The following is a 24264-nucleotide window of genomic DNA, read 5'->3' as shown; positions in this document are numbered from 1 at the left end:
TTATCCCTCGTTTTTCGTTGCTGGTGATTTACAAATGCGGTCTAGCATGATGGCAACCAATACAATGGCAACACCTGCTTCAAAACCTTGGGAAATGTTAACGGTGTTTAGTGCTCTAATAACGGGTTTTCCAAGGCCGTCTGCTCCCACAAGAGCGGCGACCACCACCATTGAAAGTGACAGCATGATACATTGGGTAATACCGGCCATGATGTTAGGCATGGCCGCAGGCAGTTCGACCTTGTAGAGGAGTTTGGATTTTGTGCAACCAAACGCTAATCCCGCTTCAATTAATTCACTGGGAACCTTGCTAACGCCTAGGTAAGTTAAACGGATCGGCGCGGCGATGGCGAAGATAATGGTGGAGATTAGGCCAGGCACATACCCTAGGCCAAAAAGAATCAGTGTTGGAATCAGGTAGACGAAAGTCGGTATTGTCTGCATTAAGTCGAGAATCGGACGTAACATGGTGTACAGCCAAGGGCGATGCGCTGCCGCAATACCAATTGGTACACCAATTAAGACACTGATTGTGGTGGCTGTGACAACCAGTACAAGGGTTTGGATGGTTTCGATCCAGTAGCCCATATTAATGATCAGTAGAAAAGAAGCTGCAATAAACACGAGCAACCCAATATTGCGATGCAAGAACCAGACACCGATTAAAATGACGGCAATAACTGCCAGTGGATGTGCCCATAAAATAGCGTCCACTAGTGTATAAATGATGGTTTCAAGTGTAATAGAAATGAAGTCAAAGAATACGGAAGCCGCTGAAACTAGCCAATCGACAAAGCTTTCCATCCAAGCGCCAAGAGGGATTTTATTATCCGTCAGCCAATTCATATGTGTGTTCTCCGATAGTTCGATGAAGCACCCTACGCAGAGTGTGTTGCGTAGGGTGTGAGTAAGTGCTGGTAGAAAAAATGATTACAGACCTAGGTGTGATTTCACAGCGCTTAGGCCGTTGCCACCAGAGGTTGTAGTGACGCCTTCAAGCCAGGTGTTGAGTACGTCAGGGTTGGCTTTTAACCATTCTTTCGCTGCGAGATCCGGTTTTTTGCCATCGTCTAAAATGGCACCCATGATTTCGTTTTCCATCGGTAAGGAGAAAGTCAGGTTGGTCAGTAGCTTGCCGACATTCGGGCATTCCTGAAGGTAACCTTTTCGAACGTTGGTGTGCACGTTGGCACCGCCAAAGTTAGGGCCAAAGAAATCGTCTCCGCCTGATAAGTATTCCATGTCAAAATTGGCGTTCATTGGGTGTGGCGCCCAACCTAGAAAGGCAATCCATTTATCACGGCGTGCGTTACGGCTAACCTGAGAAAGCATGCCAGCTTCACTGGATTCAACCAATTGAAAGTCGCCTAAATTGAAAGCATTTGAGTCTATCATGTCCTGAATAATGCGATTGCCGTCATTGCCAGGTTCGATACCATAGATACGGCCGGAGAATTCTTTGCGAAATTTTGCAATGTCTGAAAAGTCCGTCACACCCGCGTCATAGGCAGATTTACTTACGGCTAAAGTGTATTTTGCGCCGACTAGGTTAGGGCCTAGGTCTTCGACGGTGCCTGCTTTTAGATAGGGTTCGATGTCGGCTTGCATCGTCGGCATCCAGTTGCCTAGAAAAATATCAATGTCACCATTCGCAAGTGACGTATAAGTCACTGGAACGGACAATAATTGTGTTTTTGTCTCGTAGCCTAGGCCTTTGCTGATTTCACTAACCACGGCCGTTGTCGCCGTAATGTCTGTCCAGCCAACATCGGAAAATCGAACCGTGGAGCATTCCGCTGCCACAGTTAATCCAGAAATACTGGCGATACTAACGGCGATAGCGGTCTTTTTTAGTTTATTCATACCCATACCCTCTTTCTATTGAACTCAAAATCAATGAGCAAATACAGTGCCTGGTGTTGGCACTGAGCGTGAACTCCTAAAGCGTTGTGCAGCGTGTTTGTTTGTAGGCTGCCTAAAAATAAAATGTAGGATGTTAATCTTGTGTTTCGGTGTTTAGGTTCTATCCTGAAACACTAAGTCTAAATAGGCCTGTATCTGTTCGGCCGATTCTTGTTTATCTATGCCGCCTGCTAGCGAGCCTCGTAACCACATTCCGTCAATAAGTGCGGCGACGGTCAATGCGATGCAGCGTGCTTTTTTTATATCAAATTCTTCTCGTAACACACACACCAGTGAGGACTGTAATCGCTTAGAGTAAACATTTTGTAAGCGATACAAGGACGGTGTGTGCATGGCTGAGGCCCAAAACCCCATCCAAGTTTTGACGACTTGGGGGTGTGTTTGAGACTGACTAAAACTGGCTCTAACAATGGCCATTACTTTACTTTTAGCGGATTTGTTTTTCGTTTTTGTGACTTCTTTCGATAAAATCTCAAAAAATTCACGAATCAGGCTTCGCATGGTGGCTTCGTACAGGCCATCTTTACCACCGAAATAATGGTTGATGATGGCCGGAGAAACTCCCGCTTTTTTGCCAATCACGCTGACGGTCGCCCCGGCGAAACCGTATTTGTCTATGGCTTTTATGGCTGCCTCGATGAGCTGAGGTTTACGTATTTCAGGCATTCCAACTTTTGGCATTATGGATCCTTTTTTATTAAACAGCCGTTTAATGAAAACTATACTAGGCTGATTGTGTAATTTAGGTCAACCCTTGACAAATCAAAAACTTAGTTCTCTAATTAATTTAACCTTTTGATTTTAAAGGGATTTAAGGCTTTTAAAATTTTTTTCAGTCTTTTTTATCTAGTATTATGTCGGTTTAAGATAAGAAATGAGGATTTTTTACTCTATTTTGTTTTTAAAGGGTTCATGTCATTCAATGTTTTTTTCGTTTCCTTGGCGTTATTTATGGCTGGAGTTAATGGCTAAGATTGTGTTAATTATAAAGCCAAATGAATGATGGGAGTGTAGTTTAATGGATGTCTCTTTGTCGGTGTTTGATACCCTAATAGACCGAACAGATATGAGCAGTGATAAATGGGCGAAATACCCTCAACACGTGATCCCTATGTGGGTTGCTGATATGGATTTCGATTCCCCTGATTGTATTAAAACAGCATTAAATCAAAGGGTTAGTGAGGGTGTTTACGGTTATACGCACACGCCTAAGGCATTAGTAGGGGCCATTCAATCCCATTTAAAACGTCGTTATGATTGGTCTGTTTCTGGTGCTCATCTCGTGCATTTACCCGGCTTGGTTTGTGCGCTGCATCTCAGTGTTCGAGTCTTTTCAAAGGAAGGCGAGGGGATCGTTGTTCCGGGGCCGGTTTATTATCATTTGACCAAAGCACCTTTGACGGCAAAGCGTGATTTATTGATGGTGGATATGCAGGTTGAAAATGGGCGATGGGTGCCAGATATGGTGCAATTTGAATCTGCCTGTGCCAATCCTAAAAGTAAGATGATTCTTTTATGCAATCCTCACAATCCAGGTGGCAGCGTTTATACTAAAGCTGAATTATTGCGTATTCATGCCTTGGCTGAAAAGTACGATCTTGTGGTCGTGAGCGATGAAATTCATTGTGATTTGATTCTGGATGATGTGCCTCATGTGCCTTTCGCGAGTCTGAATTCAGATGCGGCTAACCGGACGATTACCTTAATGGCCCCCAGCAAAACGTTCAATATTGCGGGTCTTGGCTACGCTTTTGCGGTGATCGAAAACCCCGTTTTGCGTCAGGCCTTTAATCAAGAAAAAGCGGGCCTGATTCCATCGCCGAATATGTTGGGGTTGACGGCCGCGATTGCCGCATATGAGGGCGGGCAAGCTTGGCATCAGGCATTATTGGTGTATTTGAAACGTAATCGTGATTTTTTAGCCAGCAGAATCGCGACGACGCCCATGAAAATGTTGCATTTGGAAGCGACTTATCTTGCATGGATAGATGTGTCTGCGTTGTCCTTAGAAAACCCTCATCAGTTCTTTTTAGACGCTGGGGTGGGCATTTCTGATGGCAAAGATTTTGGTAATCCTAATTACATTCGCCTAAACTTTGGTTGTCCCCAATCCGTTCTTGATCAAGCGCTGACGCGTATCGAAGAGGCGTTAATTGTGCAAGGCTTTATGTGATCGACTTTAGTTTGCGTTTTGCTGTCTTTCTTGGGGTGTTGAGCGTCTTGCTGTTATGGCAATGGCGTCGTCCCAGAGGGCCACTGATTCAGTGGCGCCAACGCTGGCGGCATAACCTTATTTTATTGTTTATCGGTGCCGCGTGCGTGCGAATCGTTCAGCCTTTGTTGTTGTCTATTGTTGCGCTATTGAGCCAAGGATTGGGTGTTTTTTCGCTGTTAGAACTGCCTTTTTGGCTGATTTTTTTGTTGAGTATTTTGCTGCTGGACTGTGTTATTTATTGGCAGCATAGATTGTTTCATCGGGTGACGTTTTTATGGCGTATACACCGAGTACATCATTCAGACCCTGAGTTAGATGTTAGCTCTGCGGTGCGTTTTCATCCTCTTGAAATCGTACTTTCTCTTTGCATTAAGGCCATGGTTATAGGGGTATTTGGCATTCCCTTAGAGGCGGTATTGGTGTTCGATATTGTATTGAACGCATCTGCCATGTTTAATCACACCAACGCTAGGTTGCCTGTTAGTATTGAGCACAGCGTTCAGAAACTGTTCGTCACGCCAGATATGCATCGCATACATCATTCAAGAGACAATCTTGAAGCAAACAGTAATTTTGGTTTTTTCTTAAGTGTTTGGGATGTCCTATTTATGAGTAGAAGGGGATGTGCCTTAGACGGTGATGAGCACTTAAAAATAGGTTTGCCTGATACGAAAACGTATCAGCCTATGTCGTTCAAAGAAGTATTGCTGATGCCTTTTAAGATCGTTTTAAAACATCGCAACTAGCAACACAGAAAACTAAAAAGACGGAAGCGGTTAGGGAGTCTTATGATTTATCATCAAGTAAGTTTTATCGAAATGCGTGTGATTGGTTGTCTGTTAGAAAAAGAGGTTACCACGCCAGATCAATATCCCTTGAGTTTGAATGCTTTAGTGAATGCCTGCAATCAAAAGTCCAACCGCGAGCCAGTCACTCAATTGTCTGAGTTGGCCGTACAAGATGCAGTGAACGCTTTAGTGGAGCGTGGTTTGGTGACGGAAATCACCGGTTCACACAGTCGCGTGAGTAAATATCAACATAGATTTTGTAATACGGAGTTTTCAGATTTACAATTCTCTCCAGCGCAGACGGCCATCGTGACCTTGCTTTTTCTGCGTGGTGCTCAGACACCAGGTGAGTTACGCTCGCGCAGTGGGCGCTTACACAACTTTCAATCGTTAGAAGAAGTGACCTCAGCCTTGCAGTCTCTGCAGACGCAAACGGGCGGGCCATATGTTTGTTCGTTACCAAGAGAGCCTGGTAAGCGTGAGCAACGTTATCAAGAATGTTTCTGTAGCGAGTCTGAGCGTCCTTTACAGGGTGATGTATCCTTAACAGATAAGAGCGATGACCACACTGAGCGATTAAAAGCGCGTATAGTAGAATTGGAGGCGCAAGTAGAGACATTAAATGCGCGTATCCAAGAGCTTGAAAATGCCAGTGGACTATAGTCATTTTTAGCGTCAAACTTAGTCCGTTTTTTAGCGCTATTTTAGTGAGTTTGTAATAGATACGTGTGTCTTATTGCTAGGACATTAATGGAGCTAATGCTTTTGATTACGGCTATGGGGAGAATCCTATGAAGAAGGTACGCTGGGGTATTATTGGAACAGGTCAAATCGCACATGCATTTGCCGGCGATTTTTGTCATGTCAAAGCGGGCGAACTTCGTGCTGTGGCTTCTCGCAATAAGGCATCTGCAGATGCGTTTTCGGACGAATTTAATATTGAATTGGCCTTTGTTGATTATTTTTCATTGATCAACAGCAATGAGGTGGACGCCATATATATCGCCACACCTCATGTATACCACTATGATTTGACAAAAGCCTGCATTCTAGCGGGTAAAGCTGTGTTGTGCGAAAAGCCTTTTACACTGAACGAGACGCAGTCTAGAGAGCTTTATGATCTTGCTTTAGAGCATGAAGTTTTTGTTATGGAAGCCATGTGGACGCGTTTTAATCCTGTTATCGAGCAGGTTGTTGAGTGGGTTGAAGAGGGTGAAATAGGTAATTTGAACAGTATCCAAGCCAGTTTTAATTTTATTGGGCCGACGGATCCGAATCACCGTTTACTTAATCTTGAGCTGGGTGGTGGTGCCTTACTGGACATTGGTATTTATCCCGTTTTCTTGGCGCAATTATTTTTTGGTAAACCGGATTTTGTGCAAAACCAAGCGGTTATTGGCGATACCAATGTTGACCTGTTTGAACAGATCTTATTAGGGTGGGAAGGCGGACAGCTTGCTTCGTTGGATGCGTCGCTGATTTCACACAACCCAAACCGAGCCATCTTGTCTGGATCAAAAGGATACATTGAAATTGATTCCGAATGGTTCAAGGCGAAGTCTTGTCGTATTGTTAGTGCAGATAACAAAGAACGTGCTGTGACGTTTGATTTTCCGGGGAATGGCTATCAATTTGAGGTCGATGAAGTCAACCGTTGTCTGGCGGAAGGTTTGATTCAAAGCCCTAATCACAGTTGGCAGGACAGTATAGACTTGATTGCGACTCTGGACGAGATTCGTCAGGACATTGGTTTGTATTACCCTGGGGAAACCGATCCGGGTGATGATCATCATCACGATGAAGAAGATTTACACGAACACCATCATGAGCATTGTCATCACAAACACTAACGTGTGTGCCACATGAAAAATGACGGGCTAAATAAAAAAGGCGCTTTCTAAAACAGAAGGCGCCTTTTTTGTGTCTGTATTCTTTGTAATCTTTAGAATTAGTTGAGGTGCTTATTTAGAGTGGGCAGTAGAACTTTGAATAAGCGAGGCGCTGCGCATAATACGTCGCCTTTCTCTATGCTAGGAGATCCATCAAAGCCAGCGAATAAGCAGCCTGCTTCTTTTGCAATGAACAGTGGTGCTTGCATTTCCCATTCTTGAAGTTTGATACCCCAAGCGGCATCAAGGCGGCCAGCAGCGACGTTGGCAAGCATCAATGCAGGAGAGTCCTGTAGCACAGCACGAGCGCCTTGCTCTGCGATTTCAGTTAGCACGGCAAACTGGCCAGATAAATACGGCATCAGACGGTCAGTGGCTGGAAATTGTGCGGCAACGGTTACTTTCTCTAACGTGCGAGCTGTACTGCTGCGAATTCGAGAATTATTAAGGTAAGCACCGCGGCCTTTACTTGCGTAAAATTCGTCTTTGGTGTGAGGATTTAGCACGAGTGCGTGCTCTACTTTACCGGCAACTAGGTAGCTCATTGTAATGACGTTGCCTGTTAGGCCGCGTGAAAATAAATGCTGTCCTTGAATCGCATCAATCACCCATTCCCCTTCGTTGCCGTTTTGTACGGTACCTTGGAGGCGAGTGGTAATGGTGTCTGCTGGGTAAGCTTTTTCTAGGTGGTAAACAATGCTGCGCTCTGCACCAGAGCAAACGGTTTGATACACTTGTTCAGCAGATTGGCCTTGTTCTTTATCAAACAGCAGTTTCTCTTGTGAGTGAACTATGTATTCTGCAGCGGCACGAGCTGCTTTAAGTGCGACATTGATTCTAGGTTGCATAATTTACCGTCAATTATTCCGTCATTAAAATGCACATACCGTCAATAAGACGATAAGTTGCCAAATAAAGTGTTAAAGAGCGGGCATCTCCGTTTTATCGCCTCGTTTCGTTAGAAAGTTGCCTCAATATTTGAGCTGAACAAATTTCTGACTAAAACCACGATATAACCGAGCGCCTAAATAAGAGCGCGAATTCTAGCGTAACCATGTGCTTTTTACCAGTGAAGTTTTGGTCGAAAACTGATCGGTTTGCGGCTTTGTGGTAAATATCTGCTAAGATACGCAGCATTGTTCGACGGCTATTATTGGTAACGTATAAAATGCAAAATAAAGTAAGAATTGTCCTTGTTAATACCTCGCATCCTGGCAACATCGGTGCCGCTGCCCGTGCCATGAAAAACATGGGCTTAGCGGACCTTTATCTTGTCGCTCCGAAAGTATACCCCAGTGAAGACGCCGTGAGTCGTGCAGCGGGTGCGACGGATATTCTAGACAACGCGGTTGTGGTGGAAACATTAGAAGAAGCCTTGGCCGATTGTCAGTTAGTGATTGGTACCAGTGCTCGTGAACGCAATATTCCTTGGCCTTTGGTTGATCCAAGGCAAGCGGCTGATTTGGTGTTTGATGAAGGGCTGGTGACGGCGTTTGTCTTTGGTCGTGAAGATCGTGGGTTAACCAATGAGGAGCTACAGCGCTGTAATTATCATGTGCATATTCCTTCTGTTGAAACCTTTAGTTCATTGAACTTAGGGGCTGCTGTACAGGTTATCGCTTACGAGCTACGCATGAAATCCTTATTAATGAAAGATGCGCCAGTGGTCGCCAGTAAATGGGACGTACCTGCTGCCAATGTTGAGCAGATCGATTATTTGCTTGAGCACCTTGAGAAAGTTTTAGTGCAGACAGAGTTTCTTGATCCAGAGATGCCGATGCAAGTCATGACGCGATTTCGCCGTTTATTTCAGCGTTCGCGTTTGGACCAACAGGAACTTGGTATGCTTAGAGGGATGTTGACCTCGATGGAAAAGAAAATGAAGTAATGGCTGTTGTTCTGACAAGACGTTGTTGAAAGCAAACGCCCACTTTTTGAATTAACAAAAAACGCTGACTTATTGCAAGTCAGCGTTTTTTTTAATCGTGAAACGGCTTTACGCTTTTCGTTCCGGACGACCTTTTTCCTGCCAGTAAGTATGAAATTTTTGACCTGGTTCTGCGTCTACTCGCTCATAAGTGTGAGCGCCGAAGTAATCGCGCTGTGCTTGTAGTAAGTTAGCTGGTAGTACTTCAGAGCGGTAACCATCGAAATAAGCCAATGCCGAGAAGAAAGAAGGTGTTGGGACACCGGATTGCGCGGCAAGGACAACAGCTTTACGCAGGCCTGCTTGCTTATTAGCCATAGCGTCTGCGAAGTAATCGCTTAGCAATAGGTTTTCAAGTTCATGATTGTCATCGAATGCGTCGGCAATCTTTTGTAGGAAAGATGCTCTGATAATGCAACCGCCACGCCAGATTTTTGCAATATCACTGAAGTTGAGTGTCCAGTCATATTCTTTTTGCGCGGCGCGCATGATTTGGAAGCCTTGAGCATAAGCGCAAATTTTAGCGCAATATAGGGCTTCTTCAATCGCTTTTTCCACCTCTTCTGCCGCAATCTCACCGCTTTCTACGTCCGCAGTCAGTATGCCAGCCGCGTGCTCACGCTCGCTTGTTAATGTGCTGAGCGCACGAGCATAAACGGATTCACTGATAATGCCGGCTGGAACGCCCATTTGCGTGGCACTGATTGATGTCCAACGGCCTGTGCCTTTTTGTCCAGCACTGTCAAGAATCATATCAACCAGCGGGGCGCCCGTTTTGTGGTCGTATTGTTGTAAAATGTCTGCAGTAATTTCCACCAAATAGCTGTTCAGTATACCTTGATTCCACTTCGCAAATAATTTGCCAATTTCTTCTGGCTCGTAACCAAGTAGAGAGCGTAATAAATGATAAGCTTCGCAGATGAGCTGCATGTCAGCATATTCAATGCCGTTATGAACCATTTTTACGTAATGACCGGCACCATTTGGCCCAAGGTAAGCGGTGCATGGCTCGCCTTCTGTCACCGGTTTGCCAGGGGTATTGCTTTCGATTGGCTTGCCATTTTCATCTACTTTTGCCGCAACAGCTTCCCACATTGGTTGTAGGTATTTCCAAGAGTCTGCGTCACCACCTGGCATGAGCGATGGACCAAAACGAGCACCTACTTCACCGCCAGAAACGGCAGTACCAAAGAATTTGAATTTTTCTTTGTATTCCGCTTCGCGACGAATGGTGTCTGTCCACTGGCTGTTTCCGCAATCCACGACAATATCATCTGCTTCTAATCCTGCATCAATGAGGCTTTGACAAACGATATCAACGGGTTTACCCGCTGGGACAAGAACCACAATGACTCGAGGTTTGACTAGGTTTGACAGCATATCTTGCATGCTGCTACAGCCAATTATGCGAGCTTCTGTAGAAGAATCTGGGCGTTCAGCGGCTTCTGTGTCTAAAACGTCTTGTATTTTATGTGCGTCAAGATCAAAGCCTGCAACTCGGTAGCCGTGGTCAGCTAGGTTTAAGGCCAAGTTTTTACCCATGACACCCAGGCCGACAAATCCAATATTGCAGTTCTGATTTGTTTTTAACATAAATATCGATCAACCTTTTGGACAATTGGAGGGGAATTGAAGAAATAATCTTACCATGAAGCGGTGGGATTCAGGACATATTAGAGGGAAGAAAAATTCAAATAATTGTGTTTTTTTGATGTTTTTTAATAGAAACCTTACTTTCTAGGTGGCTTTTTCTCCGTAATTCGCTTCTCTATAGGGTCGTTTTTATGATGTTGCTAATGAGTAATAACTTTCCCATTTAGTAGGAAGGCAACAAAAAAGAAAGAAAACTACAAAAATATTAGGTTGTATGTGTGTTCGTAAGATAGCTTGATCGAGTAATGAGGCTTACTTTTACTTAAAAGTGTTATTTTTCAATATCTTAAGTGTTTTTTGAAAATTTCAAAATGGTAATAAAATAACATATTGTTATAACAATATTTTTTTTTAGATTGTTTTGTTACTATCCATTTCACAGTAAAAAACTTTCGCATAATAATAATAAATATGACCAGACAACCTTTATAGTTCAGAGGATCTAGCAACATGAACTCCGTATCAGACGTAATAACTATTCACACAAATTTAACGACGCCGCAGTTGGTTGAAAAAGCGCTGCAGAATGGCGAAGGTGTGCTTGCCGATAATGGCGCGCTTGTTGTTGAAACAGGAGCTCGTACTGGTCGTTCTCCTATGGATCGTTTCATTGTAGAAGAGGCGTCCAGTAAAGACAGCATCCATTGGGGACCAGTTAACCGCCCATTCCCAGAGGCAAAATTTGCTCCTTTATGGGATCGAGTTGCAGCTTATTTGGATGGTAAAGAATCGTTTGTGTCTAACATTCATGTTGGTGCGGGTGATGAGTATTATTTGCCCGTCATTATGCGTACTGAAACAGCGTGGCATCAGTTGTTTGGGCGTAACCTATTTATTCGCCCTGACATCTATAATCCTTCTGATAAAGGTGAGTGGCAAATTTTAAATGCGCCAAATTTTGTCTGTGAGCCTGACCGTGATGGCACTAATTCAGATGGTTGCGTGATTTTGAATTTTGCTGAGCGTAAAGTGTTGATTGCGGGTATGCGTTACGCTGGTGAAATGAAAAAAGCCATGTTCTCTGTGCAGAACTACCTATTACCTGCCTATGACGTATTGCCAATGCATTGTGCTGCTAACGTAGGTACAGAAGACGATGTGACCTTGTTCTTTGGCTTGTCTGGTACCGGTAAAACCACCTTGTCTGCGGATCCTGAGCGCTTTTTAATTGGGGATGATGAGCACGGCTGGGGGAAAGACACTGTTTTCAATATTGAAGGTGGTTGCTACGCAAAAACCATCGATCTTTCTCAAAAGAATGAGCCAATCATTTGGGATGCGATTAAATTTGGCACTATCGTTGAAAACGTGGTGCTAGACCCTGTAACACGTGTTGCGGATTACGCTGATACGTCTTTGACGCAAAATGGTCGCGCGGGGTATCCACGAGAGCACATTGAAAAACGTGCAGCAGAAAACCGTGCGGGTGAGCCGAATGCGATCATCTTTTTGACTTGTGATTTGACTGGTGTTCTACCTCCGGTTTCCATCTTGTCGAAAGAAGCAGCAGCATACCACTTTTTGAGTGGTTACACGGCGCTGGTTGGTTCGACTGAAATGGGGGCGGGTACGGGCATTAAATCGACTTTCTCTACTTGTTTTGGTGCGCCTTTCTTTCCACGCTCAGCGGATGTGTATGCTGATCTTTTAATCAAGCGTATTGAAGAGTTTGGCAGCAAAGTTTACCTAGTAAACACAGGTTGGACCGGTGGTGCGCATGGTAAAGGCGGTAAGCGTTTTAGTATTCCGACGACTCGTGCCGTCATAGCTGCGATTCAATCCGGTGTGTTGGTCGATGCAGAAACAGAGCATCTGGCGGATGTGAATCTTGATGTGCCGACTCAAGTGCCAGGTGTGGATAGCATATTGTTGAATCCACGTAAAACATGGTCGGATCAAGCCGCCTACGAGGCGCAAGCGAAGAACCTTATTTCTCAATTTGTGGAAAACTTTAAAAAGTTTGACTCCGTTTCTGAGTCGATTGTGAAGGCTGGTCCAACGCTTTAAGCGTATTTTCGGTATATTTTTAAAAAGCCGCGCTAAATGCGCGGCTTTTTTGTGTCTGATTGCTTTATAATTTAGTACTTACCTTCTTAAATCATGTAATCTTTTGTCTATGTTAATTGATAGCCATTGTCACTTTGATTTTGATGTATTCGACGAATCACGTGATGCCTTAATGTCACGTTGCTTTGAGCAAGGGGTTGTAGGCTTTTTGGTTCCTGCCACCACCTATGCGAGTTGGATAAAATTAGAGGCTTTAAGTGAATCGTATCCATCATGGCGTGTGGCTTACGGATTGCATCCTTATTTTTTGGAAGACGCTTTGCTAAGTCAGATAGACTTTCTTGCTGAGCAATGTGAAAAAAATCAAGTGGTTGCTGTGGGGGAAATAGGGTTGGATTGTTGGCCGAATGCGGTTGATATGCAAAGACAGCTGGCATTTTTTATTCGGCAATTACAAGTGGCTAAATCCTTGAATTTACCTGTTATTTTGCACGCTAGAAAGAGTTATGATCTCGTCTTGAAATGCCTGCGTGATACTGGGTTTAAAAGCGGCGGAGTGGTGCATGCTTTTAATGGCAGCCTTGAGCAGGCTAAGCGTTTCGTGGGGCAGGGCTTTGTGTTGGGGGTTGGTGGCACTATCACTTATCCAAGAGCGAAAAAGGCGCACAGAGTATTGGCTTCGTTGGGGTGTTGCGATTTTATTCTGGAGACGGATTCTCCTGATATGCCGATCCATGGCTTTCAGGGGCAAGCTAATACGCCGCTCTCGATTCCTTTGATTGCACAGAGTGTTGCCATCATAAGAAACGAGAGTATCGAACAGGTTGCGGCTCAGACATATAATAATCTGCTTAGGGTATTCCCTAAGTGGCGTGAGGACTTACTTTGAATAACACACAAGATATCAATGCTCCTATTCGTATTCTCCTGCTGGGGAGCAATACCGAAGTGGGGGCATCTCTATTATCGTTTTCTGCTGGTAAAAATGAGTTTGAATGGTTGTGTCCAGAAGAGTCAATGTTGCTGGATGTAACAAGAAGAGCAGAATTAGAGGCTATGCAGTTTGATGTTGTGATTGACGCATTAAGTCTGCGTCATGCATTGCAGAGTGATTATGCAAAGTTTCAATCAACGCTACGCTATTTGAGCGAACAGGGTAGAGCGTCGTTAATAATGCTCAGCAGTGCCCGTGTTTTTTCGGGTAACAAGGATGTGCCTTACTCTGAAATCGATGTGCCTGATAGCTCAGACCCTTATGCCTTGGCGTTGATTGAGGCGGAAAAAATTGTACTGAGTCACCCTGAAAATATCGTACTGCGTACTGGTTGGTTGTTTAGTGGGAAAGGGGATGATTTTGTTTGTCGAACCCTTGGCCTTATTCAAGATGGCGTTAACCTTGCTTATAAAGACGATTTGATCGGCAGTCCTACGCCTGTGTCTGACTTGGTTCGAGTCATCTTATCTGTGGTAAAACAAGGCCATTATGGTGCGAAAAATAAAGGTGTATACCATTATTGCTGTGCTGAGGAAATCAGCTGGGTAGGGTTGGTGGAAGCGATTGTCGCAACATCGAGTCAATTTGATCCAAAAGCGCAAGTGGAAGTAGAAGCCATTAGCGATGCGTTCCCTGAAGTACAGGACATGGTGGTGATGAAGCGACAATCATTGTCTTGTCGAAAAATATTTAATCATTTTGGTATAAAGCAGCGACCATGGCGATCAAAATTGCGCAATTTAGTCAAAGAATTATATCAAGCGGGCAGTAACAGTTAGTTTTACTTTTTCAAGCAGACGGAACCATAGGGGATGACGTGTACAAAATAAATTATAAAGCAGTTGCATTGGCTTTTATTCTCCAAGTCTTGGCAGGGGGGATTTGGTATGCTTCAACGCCATTTAAACTACTTGGTCGTCCTGTTTGGGAGGATGTGTCTGCTCAGCCTTCTATTGGAGTGATGTTGCTGTTTGTGTTTTCGTGTTTTGCATGCCTATTTTTTACCGCCTGGATACTGGCTCGAGTTAAGGGAATGTCAGGGAGCGAACGATTTTTTTTGGTAATAGGTATGTGGCTATTTGTTGCGCTGCCAAATCATTTTTTTGTTAGCCTACATCTTGATCTTAATGATGTTGATGTGTGGTATCTGCTGTCTTATGGTGTCGTAAACAGCGTCATAGCAGCAATTATATTGCCACTTTGGCGCCCTTCACGATCAATATTTAAAAACTAGATATCAAAACATCAATAGAGACTGCTTTCGGGCCAAATCAGCCATAAACTGTATGCGCTGATTACGCCGCTCACCATAATTTGACCAATAATGCTATGACTGATTTTGTTGCTGAATAACAGAATCAGTGGTGTCACGAACAGACTGGCACTTAGCATGAGCATGATCCCCAAAGGAATATCGGCCAGTACATGACTTTGCGCAATTAACCCGCCGAGTATGAGAAGTGCCGGAGTAAAACCGTTATTCGGCGTATTTTTGGTGAAATACCCAATGGCAATATAAGCAAATAATGCTGCGCCGTACGCACCTAGTAATTGCCCAATCAATAAGCTGCCTCCAATCGATATAACTGGAGCGGCACTTCCCGCCACAATCATTAATCCGATGGGTAAAGAGTAGTGAGATAGACTACGGGCTTCATATGTGTGTCGTTGGTTTTGCGTTTTTGGTGACACAAGGTAATAAAATACGACGATCAATGCTGAAACAACCGCCCAGCTTACACTGATTATAAAACCAGCATGCTTTAATACAGGATTCAGCAAGAAGAAAAACGATAACCCAGATAAAAGAAAAAGGACGCCATTCGTAACAACTGGTGTTTTTATGGAAGTAAGGCTTAATAGTATCACTGCGCCAATAAAGACGGTGACTAGGTAATAATCAATGGCTTGGTTAGGTGGGAAACTCAAGCCTGAATGAATCAGGCTGAGTCCAACAACGAATCCACCAAGATAACCAAGAGGAGACAATGTACGTGACAGTTTACCAGCAACAAAGCTGATTATGAGTGCGGCGATAAAAGGGTAAACCGCCGTATGCAATAACATCAGGAGGTTTGTGTTGCTGGCTTCTTGGTACATGTTTGTCTAATTCCTTAGCTAATTACTGGCGAATGCCTTCCACATAAACGTCGATTTCTGTTTTATCAGAAACGCCTGGGATAAAGTAGGTAATACCGAAGTCGCTGCGGTTGATTTCTGCGCTTGCTTCAAAGCCTGCACGGTAGCCACCCCAAGGATCACTGCCTTCGCCTACTTTGTCGACATCGAAGCTAACGGTTTTTGTAACGCCATGAAGCGTGAGTTCACCTGTTAGGGTGTCGCCATCAAAGGACGTGCTTTTGAATGTGAGCGTTGGGAATTGTTTGACGTTAAGAAAGTCTGGGCTGCGAAGGTGTTTGTCGCGAGCTTCATGGTTGGTATCAATGCTGTCTGTGTTGATGACAAAGTTAGCGCTGCCAGATTTACCGTCCTCGGAATAGGAGAAATCGCCTTCAAAGCTGTTAAAGCGTCCTACAGTGGTGCTTACACCTAAGTGGCCTACTTCGAAAGTAACGGCAGAGTGAGCTGGGTCAATTTTATAATCGGCTGCCATGGTAAGGCTTGATGCAAGGGCAAGGGCACTGATAGTGAGTAATTTCATTCTGTTTTTCCTTGTGTCTAGTTTAAAGATGGTATTAGTCTAAAGTGTTTTTATTAATAAATAATCCAATCAAAAAACAATTCAATATTAACTAAAAAGAAATGATAATAATGGAACTTTCAGTTTAATAGGTGAATGAATGGATAAATTGCAGGCAATGAAGGTGTTTTGCCGAGTCTATGAAGCGGAGAGCTTTAAGTTGGCCAGTGATTCGTTGGGTATTTCTCGTCCAATGGTGACCCGTTATATCAATGCCATTGAGGAGGAGTTGGGAACAAAGCTGCTACAGCGAAACACCCGTAATATCAGTATTACTCATGCTGGTCGTAAGTATTATCAGCATTGCATTGCCATACTCGATGCTATTGAAGAGGCCGAAAACGAAATCGGCGATTTAACGCAAAAGCCAAAAGGCCTACTAAAGCTAAGTGTGCCAATGGACTTTGGTTTGTCGCATATTGTGCCGTTATTGGATCGATTTAGTCGTCTGTATCCTCAAATTGAGTTGGATATTGATTTCACCGATAAGCGTGTTGATATGACGGAGTCTGGTGTCGATATCGCGATTCGAGGAGGGGATTTAGGTGGTGATCAATTTGTTGCCCGTCCGCTATGTCTTTTAACGGGGTTTGTGTGTGCCTCCCCTCGTTACATCTTAGAGAAAGGTGAGTTAAAAGATTTAGAGGATTTAAAGCATCATTCTTGCCTTCTTTATAGTAATGCTCAGATGCCAGATCGGTGGTCATTAACGGATGGCGAGGGTGTGTCTCGAACGGTAAGTGTTTCTGGTGCGTTAAGGGCAAATAATGGTAGTGCATTAACGCGTTTTGCGCTGGCAGGATTGGGTGTTATTTATCAGCCCGATTTTTTAGTGGCAAAATACATTGAGTCAGGAGAGTTGGTTAATCTGTTACCAGATTACAAAGGCTATGAGTTTAACTTTTACGCTATTTATCCGCAAAGAAAGTTAATGTCTAGAAAAACACGATTATTGTTAGCATTTTTACAACAAGAGCTCACCAACACAAAATTCTAGTTGTGTTGGTTCGCTCTAGTGTTTATAGCCGCTTAGCTTAGATCACTGAATTCGTTTTCTACGTTTAGATCCACTGGCATGTCATAGCCAGGCAAGCGAATTTCTTTGTCCGTAATGTCCAGTTCTTCTCCGCCAAGTACATTGAAACCAAACTTATAGATAGGCAGGGTTTCTCCACGAATGGTTGCTTGGTTGTAGTCTTCTGCAACAGCAACCACTTCTGTGTTTTTCAGTTGGTAAGCATCAAGCTGTTCAGTTGTATAGCGTTTGCTTAGCATCTTCATTGCTTGGTGAGGTGATAATAAAACCGCAGTTGCGTTATTGCCACCAAATCCTTTTGAGTTTAAGAGAGCGGCGTCGAAGTAGTCTTTTCCGTAAGCTTCGTGTTTTAGTTGAAACTTTAGACCCTCTTGATAGACGTCATCTGCAATTTCATAAGATGTTGTGATGCCAGGCAAGATGCCGTCTTTCCACACACCTAAGGACAAATGAAGTTGATCGCCGCCAGCTGTTCCTTGGGAATGCCCAAGAAACGCCTTCATTGCAACAACAGGCATGCCGGTTGCGCCAAAACTGGTCGCGGCTTTGCTTAGTACATGGGACTCTGTGATACGGTTTTGTGGTGTGCTTGTGCCATGTGCCTGAATAAAGGTACGTTGTGTTAAGCCATCGTTGCCGATGATATTCTGCAAATACGCCATGGCTTTGCTCATGGTTAGATAATTGCCAATACCGGGGGCGGAAATGGATTTTTTGTGTCCATCAGCATAAGAAAAGACGGCTGGAATGGCGCCGAATATTTGTGCCCCTAGCTCGATGGCAAGTTCATCATCCATCAATAGAGTCCATTGGCTGGACTCTCCGATAGTAAAACCACAGTTTTGAGCAAAGGGTCGACAGCTTCGGGTGTGATCGGGTTCTTCCTGATTCGTGATTTGGTCAAGAGCGAGTAAGGCTGTATCTTCCGCCAGTGCGCCCATTGTTCTAAACCCTTCGATAATTTCGGGTGTAATAGGGGCATCACTACCACCGACCATAGCCACGCGGAATTTCCCAGACTTAATGCCCTCTACTGCTTTCTCTAAGTTGAAAAAGTAAGTGGCACAGGCACCAATGGCCGTACCGACATTGCCCACACTGCCCAGAATATAGGCGTTAACAAAGTCTGCTGGCATTTGAGCATAGCCAAGCGGTAAATGCTTGGATGTGGTGCGTTTGCCCATTAAGGCCGATTTGAGCATGCCGCCAAATCCTAGGTCATCCATTTGACCAATGGAGTTCGCTGCATAAACCGCCATTTGGTCGGGAGCAACTCGACTGCGAATCGTTTCCCAATCAATGCCGCTGCTTTTGATGGCATCAGAAGCACCATAGACCGTCATTTGTAAACCACGTGGATGGTTTCGGCTTTGGTACAATTTAGAGGGATCGAACCCCGTCGGAAGTTGCCCTGCGGCTTTTACTGACAGGGGTCTGGTGTCTTTAATGAAGGTTTCTAAATTGCCATCAACAACGACTTCACTCAGGCTGTCAGAGATTTCTGTCACCTGCCAATTCGTCGGTCGGTCGCTGGGCAGCGATCGTGTCTTGATGGTAAAGCTTAGCTTTTCTTCGGATTGATTGGCTTGCAATACAGTGGATTTATGTAAGACCACATGATCGACGTCGAATAGACTTGGGTGAATGCGACGAATTAAAGTGCGTGCCAGTAGTGACTCACCAATGCTATCAATCAGTGCTGCTGCGTCTAGTGCTTCACCGCTTTTTGTATACCAAAGTCCATTTTTATGCTCTGCCATCTCCGTGATGGTCGCAAGATCCAATAACACATCCTGCTGGATTGAATTTGGCAGGAGATCAAAGACAATTCGACGATATGCTTGATGTGATGAGGTACGACCAGCCGAATTGATTCCGCCAAAGCCAACAATAACAGGTAAACGGGCCAATTGAATTTCCTCGTTTGATGAGTGGGTGAAATATTACGATATTGTAATGAAGGGGGGGATGCTTAGCCACCCCACGTAAGATAATTTCGTAACAATAAATTGCATTTTATTACATTTAGGCCTGTTTAGGCGCAGAGCATTGTTGGATTTATTGTGGCTCTTCTGTTGGTTGATTGCGATTAAAACGCCATAACTTATTATAGTTGATCAAACCTTCTATTTCTTCGACATAAGCTTGGCCACGTTCTGAATAACGTTGTAAACCGTGTACTAAACCAAGACCTGTAATTTCTTCATTATTTTGACGTAATTCAGCGCGTGCGGCTCTTAATTCTTTGTAGGCTGCGTTCGTATTCAGGTTATCGATATACGCAAAAACGGATTCACGAGCATCGTTAAATTTGCGCACCTCATGATCGGCATCACTGTCTCTTGATTCTGGTACTAGCCCACACCCCTTACGAAAACACCACTGACCAAAATAGTTGCTTCCCTCTATCGCAAAACGAGACGTTCCCCAAGCAGATTCATTGGCCGCCTGAGCAAGCACAAGCGAAACGGGAATGATGTCTAATCGACTGAGCAGGACTTTAAGGTCTTCTTTTGAATAGTTATCAAGCTTTTTCAGTTTAAGATCTTGGCGAAGGGAAGAGACCCACTTTCTGTTTTTATTTGATAGCTTTTTACTGCTGTTAATCAATGTTGTTAAGCGTTCACGATCTTTTAAAATGAGATCGTTTTTTTCGTTTACAAATGGAGATAAATAATCAAAAAAAGCACTTTTACGCTCTTGGATGTCAGTTATTGCTGCGAAGTCAGGGCGACTGGTATTAATAGGATGCGACTTGAAGTAGCTTTTTTCATTTGAGGTTGCTTCTTCTGAATCTTGGTATGATGCGCTTGATTCTGGGGCTTCCTCTTGATAAAAGCGCTCGGCATCACTTTTAAAAGGACCTGCTTTTATCCACAGAATAAATATCAGTGCAAAGGAGACTGTCCACAGTATTTTTTTTTCCATAAGCCACAACTCTTAAGTATTTATATTTTTCTAGCGAGCGCGACGGGCATTGTCAATGGCTGGCTAAAGCGAATAAAAAGTGAGCGTATTATCCTTAAAAAACGCCCACTTTAATAGACTTTAACTTAGGCTTCTTGAATTTGCCTTAATTCCCTTTTTTAATCATCAAACTCTCATTTAAAGAGTGTAGCAGGTCCGGCAGGAACTACCTGAGTCGGGTTGATGATTTTATGACTATAGTAATAGTGACGCTTGATATGCTGTAGGTTTACCGTACTCGCAATGTTGGGCATGTCGTAAAGGTGTTTTAAATAGGCATTAAGAGCGGTGTAATCTAAAATACGCTTTATATTGCATTTAAAATGACCAAAGTACACTGCATCAAAGCGAATGAGCGTAGTAAACAAGCGCCAGTCAGCCTCTGTTAGTTGATTACCAAGTAGGTAACGCTGATTTGAAAGGCGGTCTTCTAAATACTCTAAGGTATCAAAAAGGGGCGTCAATGCCTCTTCATAGGCTTCTTGAGTGGTGGCAAAACCGCATTTATAAACGCCATTGTTAAGAGTGTGATAGATACGTTCGTTTATCTGATCAATCGCCATTTTTTTGTCGTTTGGATAGAAATCTAGGTGATTACCGGTTATTTCATTAAATGCTTGGTTGAATATACGAATGATGTCTGCCGATTCGTTAGAAACAATGGTCTGGCGATGCTTGTCCCAAAGTATAGGCACAGTGACCCTACCACTGTAGTGTTTTTCCGCTTTCGTATAGAGTTGGTGGGCAAAGTCAAAGTGATAGAGCGGATCACCTATTGTGATGTGGGGATCACTAAAGCGAGTGTCTTGTTTGAATTCCCAGCCATTCTCAAGCATGTCAGGATGAACGCAGCTAATGCTAATGATGTCTTCTAATTGTTTTAATTTAGTGAAGACAAGCGTTCGATGAGCCCAAGGGCAAGCGAGAGAAATGTAGAGGTGATAGCGTCCCTTTTCTGCAAGGAAATGGTTTTTATTGCTGGGATCGTATTCATTTTCAGGGTAGATCCAATGTCTAAATAGCGACTCGCTACGGATGAACTTCCCTTGATTTGCCTTGGTATCGTACCATTTGTCGACCCATTTTCCGTCTACAAGTAATCCCATTGATTTTACCTTTTATTTAGAATTCACATTATTATTGATGAAAATGAAACGTTTTCGGGGCAATATATTGGTCGTATTTAATCGAATGATTCGATGGGTTTGATTTTTTTATGTCTGAACGTTTAAGTTCATTGCTAGTGCCTTGCTTCATTCTTCTAGTGAGTATTTACGCTAGTTTGTATGTGAGTGCGTTACCACCTTTGTGGTTCAGCTTGTTGCCATTATTGCCGTTTATTTTAGCCGGTGTTGCCATTTTTCTTGCTTGGCATTTCAATAAAGGTCGAGTGCTGATTCTTATTTTTTTGCTGCTTATACCCAAGCTATACGGAGACTTTGATCAACAAGCTTCTTTGACCGCTTATCTGGTGGTGTCGTGCTTTTGTATCGCTCTGCTTAGTTTTGTGCCAGAAAGGGGCTTCTTCAATCGTTTTGCGATAAATCGCATTCTGTTTGTGCTCATGTTGGTTTGTTGGTGTTATGCGATTGAGCGTAATTGGGTGTCTTTTGCGTTTTTGGATCGTACTTTTTTTAGTACCAGTGTGAGCTGGTCTACGATTTTACTCTGGTGTGTCTTGATCATAAGCTTGGTAGCGATTGGTTTGGCTTGGTGGTTGAGTGGGGAGATTTTTCGCGCCAGTGGGTTAGTCAGTATTATCAGCTTGCTGATTATTAGCCACTTTGTTTCCTCTAGTATCCAGTTTGATGCTTTATTGTCTGCTCAGTTTTTATTGTGGATTTGGTTTCTGTTGATGGAAAGTCATCGCATGGCGTATTTAGACGATATGACGCAGTTACCAGGTCGGCGAGCATTGAATGAGCAACTTGTTGGTTTGCCCAAGCAGTACGCCATTGCGATGGTCGATGTGGATCATTTTAAGTCATTCAATGACACTTATGGTCATGATATGGGCGATAAGGTCCTGAAAAGTGTGGCGTCTGTGTTGAAACAATACGCCAGTCCTGGTCGTGCATTTCGTTACGGTGGGGAAGAGTTTACGATTGTGTTTCGAGGACGGCATCTTGGTGATGTGGAAAACGTTTTAGAGTTGGTGCGAGAGAATATTGAAGTTAGGTTTGTTAAGGTGTTTGATCCTAAGAAGAAAAAAGAGGTGGAGGTTAATGTGACGGCCAGTCTTGGTGTTGCCTTTGCTGGACAGGGTGAGTCGCCAGACTCTGTGCTAAAGCGAGCCGATGACGCCTTGTATCAGTCAAAAAAGAAAGGGCGAAACCGTGTATCTACGTCTTCCCTGCCTAGAAAAATGCCCTAATCAGAAAAATAATTGATCAATCGGTCAAATATTTTCTTCTGACCTATTGCGCTGTTATGTCTCTTGTTTAATAATGAATTCACTTATTTATGAGTGGTTGTTTAAAAGAGCGTTTACGCCAAGATGCATTCACTCGAAGTTACTTGCATGAGTAGCTATCAAGAACATTGAGATTCGCAACCTTGCGACTCGATTACAGCGCCAACGTGGTGTAGCAGTTAGCCCAGTGACGAATGCCTATAGTCACGAAGGTCTCTGCTACGAGGGGAAATGGGGAGCTTCGGCTCCCTTTTTTTATGCGGATTTTTCTTATCGCTTCGTGTCAATTCTAAAGAATGTTATTCTCTTGCTGTGTCGCTCAGGATGAAAAGTCGACGCAGATTACTTCCCCCTTTAGTAAAAATACACGGTGAGGCTATACCTTGAGTGAAGAAAAACGTCCAAAAGATCAGTTAAAAGCGCACATACGAGCTCAAAATCAAGCGTTGATTTTAGAAACATCGGAGCGTGTTTTTGCACGCCAAGGCTTGGCAAAAACCACGACGCAAATGATTGCCGACGAAGCAGGTTTGCCTAAGGCGAATGTTCATTATTACTATCGTTCTAAAAAAGACTTGTTGGAAGCCGTGCTGGAACGCATCCTACGTCTTTGGCTGGATTCAGTCAGCGAGTTTAATGTTGAAGAAGGTCCTAAGCGTAATTTAACGCGTTACATTAGTGAAAAAATAGATCAATCTCGTACCAATAAGAATGCCTCTAAAATTTTTGCCATGGCGTTAATTGGTGAAGAGCGTTTTGTTTTAGAGTATCTTCAAAACCTATTCGTCACCGAGCTAAAACGAGAGAAAGCGACGATTCAGGTTTGGGTAGAAAAAGGGCTAATGGCGCCGGTATCGACAGAGCATCTTTTCATTAGTATCTGGGCGATGACCCAAACTTATGCAGATTTTGACGCTCAAGTGAAGATAATGTTGCAAAAAGAGACGCTGGAAGAAAGTGATTTCGATGAGGCGAAACAGTTTATTACTCGTATGATATTAGCGGGTTGTGGTGTGGTTGAACAGTAGGTGAGGGCTGATTATGACATTGGAAAGTGGGATTACGTTTTTTTTAGCGATTTTTATTTTTAGTGTTACGCCAGGGCCTGGAGTGTTTGCGATTTTAGCCAGAAGTATGTCTAGGGGAGCACGAGCAAGTATTTCCTTAAGTGCTGGTATGGTGTTGAGTGATATCGTCTATTTGGTGATGGCTTGTTATGGGCTCGCGGCTATCGCTGCCGCATGGGAAAATGTCTTTTTGGGCATTCGTTATGCGGGCGCAGCGTACTTGCTGTATTTAGGGTGGAAAATGTGGGTATCGCCAGTGGTCACTGCTACGTCTGAAACAGATACCCCTGAGGCAACCAATCAGGTGGCCAGTTTTATTCAGGGATTTATGATTTCCGCATCGAACCCGAAAGTGATTTTGTTTTATGTGGCTTTTTTACCGACTTTCATGGATCTCACAGTGTTGAGCGGTTTTGATATCGTATTGGCGTCGTTACTGGCTTCGGCTGGGCTTATGTTAGGGTTAACCATTATTTCAGTAAGCGCCTCACAGGCAAGACGTTTCATGAAGTCTGAGCGTTCAATGAAGGTATTAAACCGAACGGCTGGTGGCATCATGGCGAGTGCTGGTGTTTTTTTAGCGTTAAAAAACTGATTTTTAGTGCGATAAAAAAAAGCCGCCCATTGAAGTAAGGCGGCTTTTTTGTGTTGACTGTCCCATCCTAAAATACGTTGACATAAAGA

Annotated in this window: 23 protein-coding genes; 13 read left to right on the top strand and 10 right to left on the bottom strand. The window is 43.7% G+C overall.

The annotated features are described in order from the left end of the window. The 3 genes from choW to betI all read right to left on the bottom strand — a co-directional run bounded on the left by choW (position 1) and on the right by betI (position 2604). A complete protein-coding gene (choW, locus tag DKT73_RS19370; RefSeq protein WP_111640168.1) occupies positions 1-846 on the bottom strand; it encodes a choline ABC transporter permease subunit in 846 nt (281 codons plus the stop codon). 84 nt (positions 847-930) lie between these two features. After that, positions 931-1863 (bottom strand): choline ABC transporter substrate-binding protein, encoded by a 933-nt coding sequence (locus tag DKT73_RS19365; protein WP_111640167.1) that lies wholly within the window; start codon positions 1861-1863, stop codon positions 931-933. A 153-nt stretch (positions 1864-2016) separates the two neighbouring features. Continuing rightward, a complete protein-coding gene (betI, locus tag DKT73_RS19360) occupies positions 2017-2604 on the bottom strand; it encodes a transcriptional regulator BetI (protein WP_111640166.1) in 588 nt (195 codons plus the stop codon). A gap of 337 nt (positions 2605-2941) precedes the next feature. Here betI and DKT73_RS19355 point away from each other — a divergent pair, with 337 nt between their 5' ends. The 4 genes from DKT73_RS19355 to DKT73_RS19340 all read left to right on the top strand — a co-directional run bounded on the left by DKT73_RS19355 (position 2942) and on the right by DKT73_RS19340 (position 6776). Next, positions 2942-4096 carry a MalY/PatB family protein gene (locus DKT73_RS19355; protein ID WP_111640165.1) on the top strand — a complete coding sequence of 385 codons (1155 nt, stop codon included), beginning with the start codon at positions 2942-2944 and terminating at the stop codon, positions 4094-4096. Then, positions 4093-4884 (top strand): sterol desaturase family protein, encoded by a 792-nt coding sequence (locus DKT73_RS19350; RefSeq protein ID WP_111640164.1) that lies wholly within the window; start codon positions 4093-4095, stop codon positions 4882-4884. The genes DKT73_RS19355 and DKT73_RS19350 overlap by 4 nt, the downstream gene beginning before the upstream one ends. A 42-nt stretch (positions 4885-4926) precedes the next feature. Further along, entirely contained in the window at positions 4927-5589 is a 663-nt protein-coding gene (locus DKT73_RS19345; RefSeq protein ID WP_111640163.1) for a YceH family protein, read from the top strand. 128 nt (positions 5590-5717) lie between these two features. Then, positions 5718-6776 carry a Gfo/Idh/MocA family protein gene (locus DKT73_RS19340; protein ID WP_111640162.1) on the top strand — a complete coding sequence of 353 codons (1059 nt, stop codon included), beginning with the start codon at positions 5718-5720 and terminating at the stop codon, positions 6774-6776. A 98-nt stretch (positions 6777-6874) separates the two neighbouring features. Here DKT73_RS19340 and DKT73_RS19335 read toward each other — a convergent pair whose 3' ends face one another. Further along, complete coding sequence (locus DKT73_RS19335; RefSeq protein ID WP_111640161.1) at positions 6875-7663, bottom strand: inositol monophosphatase family protein; 789 nt, start codon at positions 7661-7663, stop codon at positions 6875-6877. Positions 7664-7983: 320 nt separating this feature from the next. Here DKT73_RS19335 and DKT73_RS19330 point away from each other — a divergent pair, with 320 nt between their 5' ends. After that, positions 7984-8703 carry an RNA methyltransferase gene (locus DKT73_RS19330; protein WP_111640160.1) on the top strand — a complete coding sequence of 240 codons (720 nt, stop codon included), beginning with the start codon at positions 7984-7986 and terminating at the stop codon, positions 8701-8703. A 108-nt stretch (positions 8704-8811) separates the two neighbouring features. Here the strand turns inward: DKT73_RS19330 and gndA are convergent, their stop codons facing one another. Further along, positions 8812-10335 (bottom strand): NADP-dependent phosphogluconate dehydrogenase, encoded by a 1524-nt coding sequence (gndA, locus tag DKT73_RS19325; protein WP_111640159.1) that lies wholly within the window; start codon positions 10333-10335, stop codon positions 8812-8814. Positions 10336-10845: 510 nt separating this feature from the next. Between gndA and DKT73_RS19320 the strand changes: the two genes are divergently transcribed. From DKT73_RS19320 to DKT73_RS19305, 4 genes are all read left to right on the top strand, one after another. Further along, positions 10846-12402: a phosphoenolpyruvate carboxykinase gene (locus tag DKT73_RS19320; protein ID WP_111640158.1), complete on the top strand. Its 1557-nt coding sequence runs from the start codon at positions 10846-10848 to the stop codon at positions 12400-12402. A gap of 109 nt (positions 12403-12511) precedes the next feature. Beyond that, on the top strand, positions 12512-13291 hold the full coding sequence (locus tag DKT73_RS19315; protein WP_111640157.1) for a TatD family hydrolase: 780 nt from the start codon (positions 12512-12514) through the stop codon (positions 13289-13291). Beyond that, positions 13288-14175, top strand: a complete 888-nt coding sequence (locus DKT73_RS19310; RefSeq protein WP_111640156.1) for an SDR family oxidoreductase — start codon at positions 13288-13290, stop codon at positions 14173-14175. The genes DKT73_RS19315 and DKT73_RS19310 overlap by 4 nt, the downstream gene beginning before the upstream one ends. Before the next feature lie 38 nt (positions 14176-14213). Next, on the top strand, positions 14214-14630 hold the full coding sequence (locus DKT73_RS19305) for a hypothetical protein (RefSeq protein ID WP_111640155.1): 417 nt from the start codon (positions 14214-14216) through the stop codon (positions 14628-14630). Positions 14631-14641: 11 nt separating this feature from the next. Here the strand turns inward: DKT73_RS19305 and DKT73_RS19300 are convergent, their stop codons facing one another. Both DKT73_RS19300 and DKT73_RS19295 read right to left on the bottom strand, forming a co-directional pair. After that, positions 14642-15496 (bottom strand): hypothetical protein, encoded by an 855-nt coding sequence (locus DKT73_RS19300; RefSeq protein WP_111640154.1) that lies wholly within the window; start codon positions 15494-15496, stop codon positions 14642-14644. Between the two features lie 22 nt (positions 15497-15518). After that, positions 15519-16058, bottom strand: coding sequence for a YceI family protein (locus tag DKT73_RS19295; protein ID WP_111640153.1), 540 nt, complete (start codon positions 16056-16058; stop codon positions 15519-15521). A gap of 139 nt (positions 16059-16197) precedes the next feature. On the opposite strand from DKT73_RS19295, the gene DKT73_RS19290 reads away from it, so the two are divergent. After that, positions 16198-17094 carry a LysR family transcriptional regulator gene (locus DKT73_RS19290; RefSeq protein WP_111640152.1) on the top strand — a complete coding sequence of 299 codons (897 nt, stop codon included), beginning with the start codon at positions 16198-16200 and terminating at the stop codon, positions 17092-17094. Between the two features lie 32 nt (positions 17095-17126). Here the strand turns inward: DKT73_RS19290 and DKT73_RS19285 are convergent, their stop codons facing one another. From DKT73_RS19285 to DKT73_RS19275, 3 genes are all read right to left on the bottom strand, one after another. Then, positions 17127-19043 carry a beta-ketoacyl synthase gene (locus DKT73_RS19285; RefSeq protein ID WP_111640151.1) on the bottom strand — a complete coding sequence of 639 codons (1917 nt, stop codon included), beginning with the start codon at positions 19041-19043 and terminating at the stop codon, positions 17127-17129. 148 nt (positions 19044-19191) lie between these two features. Then, a complete protein-coding gene (locus DKT73_RS19280) occupies positions 19192-20061 on the bottom strand; it encodes a glucosaminidase domain-containing protein (protein ID WP_111640150.1) in 870 nt (289 codons plus the stop codon). Positions 20062-20234: 173 nt separating this feature from the next. Continuing rightward, positions 20235-21206 (bottom strand): glutathione S-transferase family protein, encoded by a 972-nt coding sequence (locus tag DKT73_RS19275; RefSeq protein ID WP_111640149.1) that lies wholly within the window; start codon positions 21204-21206, stop codon positions 20235-20237. 110 nt (positions 21207-21316) lie between these two features. Between DKT73_RS19275 and DKT73_RS19270 the strand changes: the two genes are divergently transcribed. From DKT73_RS19270 to DKT73_RS19260, 3 genes are all read left to right on the top strand, one after another. Next, positions 21317-22474 (top strand): GGDEF domain-containing protein, encoded by a 1158-nt coding sequence (locus tag DKT73_RS19270; RefSeq protein WP_111640148.1) that lies wholly within the window; start codon positions 21317-21319, stop codon positions 22472-22474. A 422-nt stretch (positions 22475-22896) separates the two neighbouring features. Further along, a complete protein-coding gene (locus tag DKT73_RS19265; protein ID WP_111640147.1) occupies positions 22897-23541 on the top strand; it encodes a TetR/AcrR family transcriptional regulator in 645 nt (214 codons plus the stop codon). A 13-nt stretch (positions 23542-23554) separates the two neighbouring features. Beyond that, on the top strand, positions 23555-24175 hold the full coding sequence (locus DKT73_RS19260) for a LysE family translocator (protein WP_111640146.1): 621 nt from the start codon (positions 23555-23557) through the stop codon (positions 24173-24175). Positions 24176-24264 lie beyond the last annotated feature (89 nt).

Source organism: Marinomonas shanghaiensis, assembly GCF_003259175.1.
In the GTDB taxonomy this organism is placed as follows: Bacteria; Pseudomonadota; Gammaproteobacteria; order Pseudomonadales; family Marinomonadaceae; genus Marinomonas; species Marinomonas shanghaiensis.
This window is presented reverse-complemented; position numbering and strand designations above follow the sequence as displayed.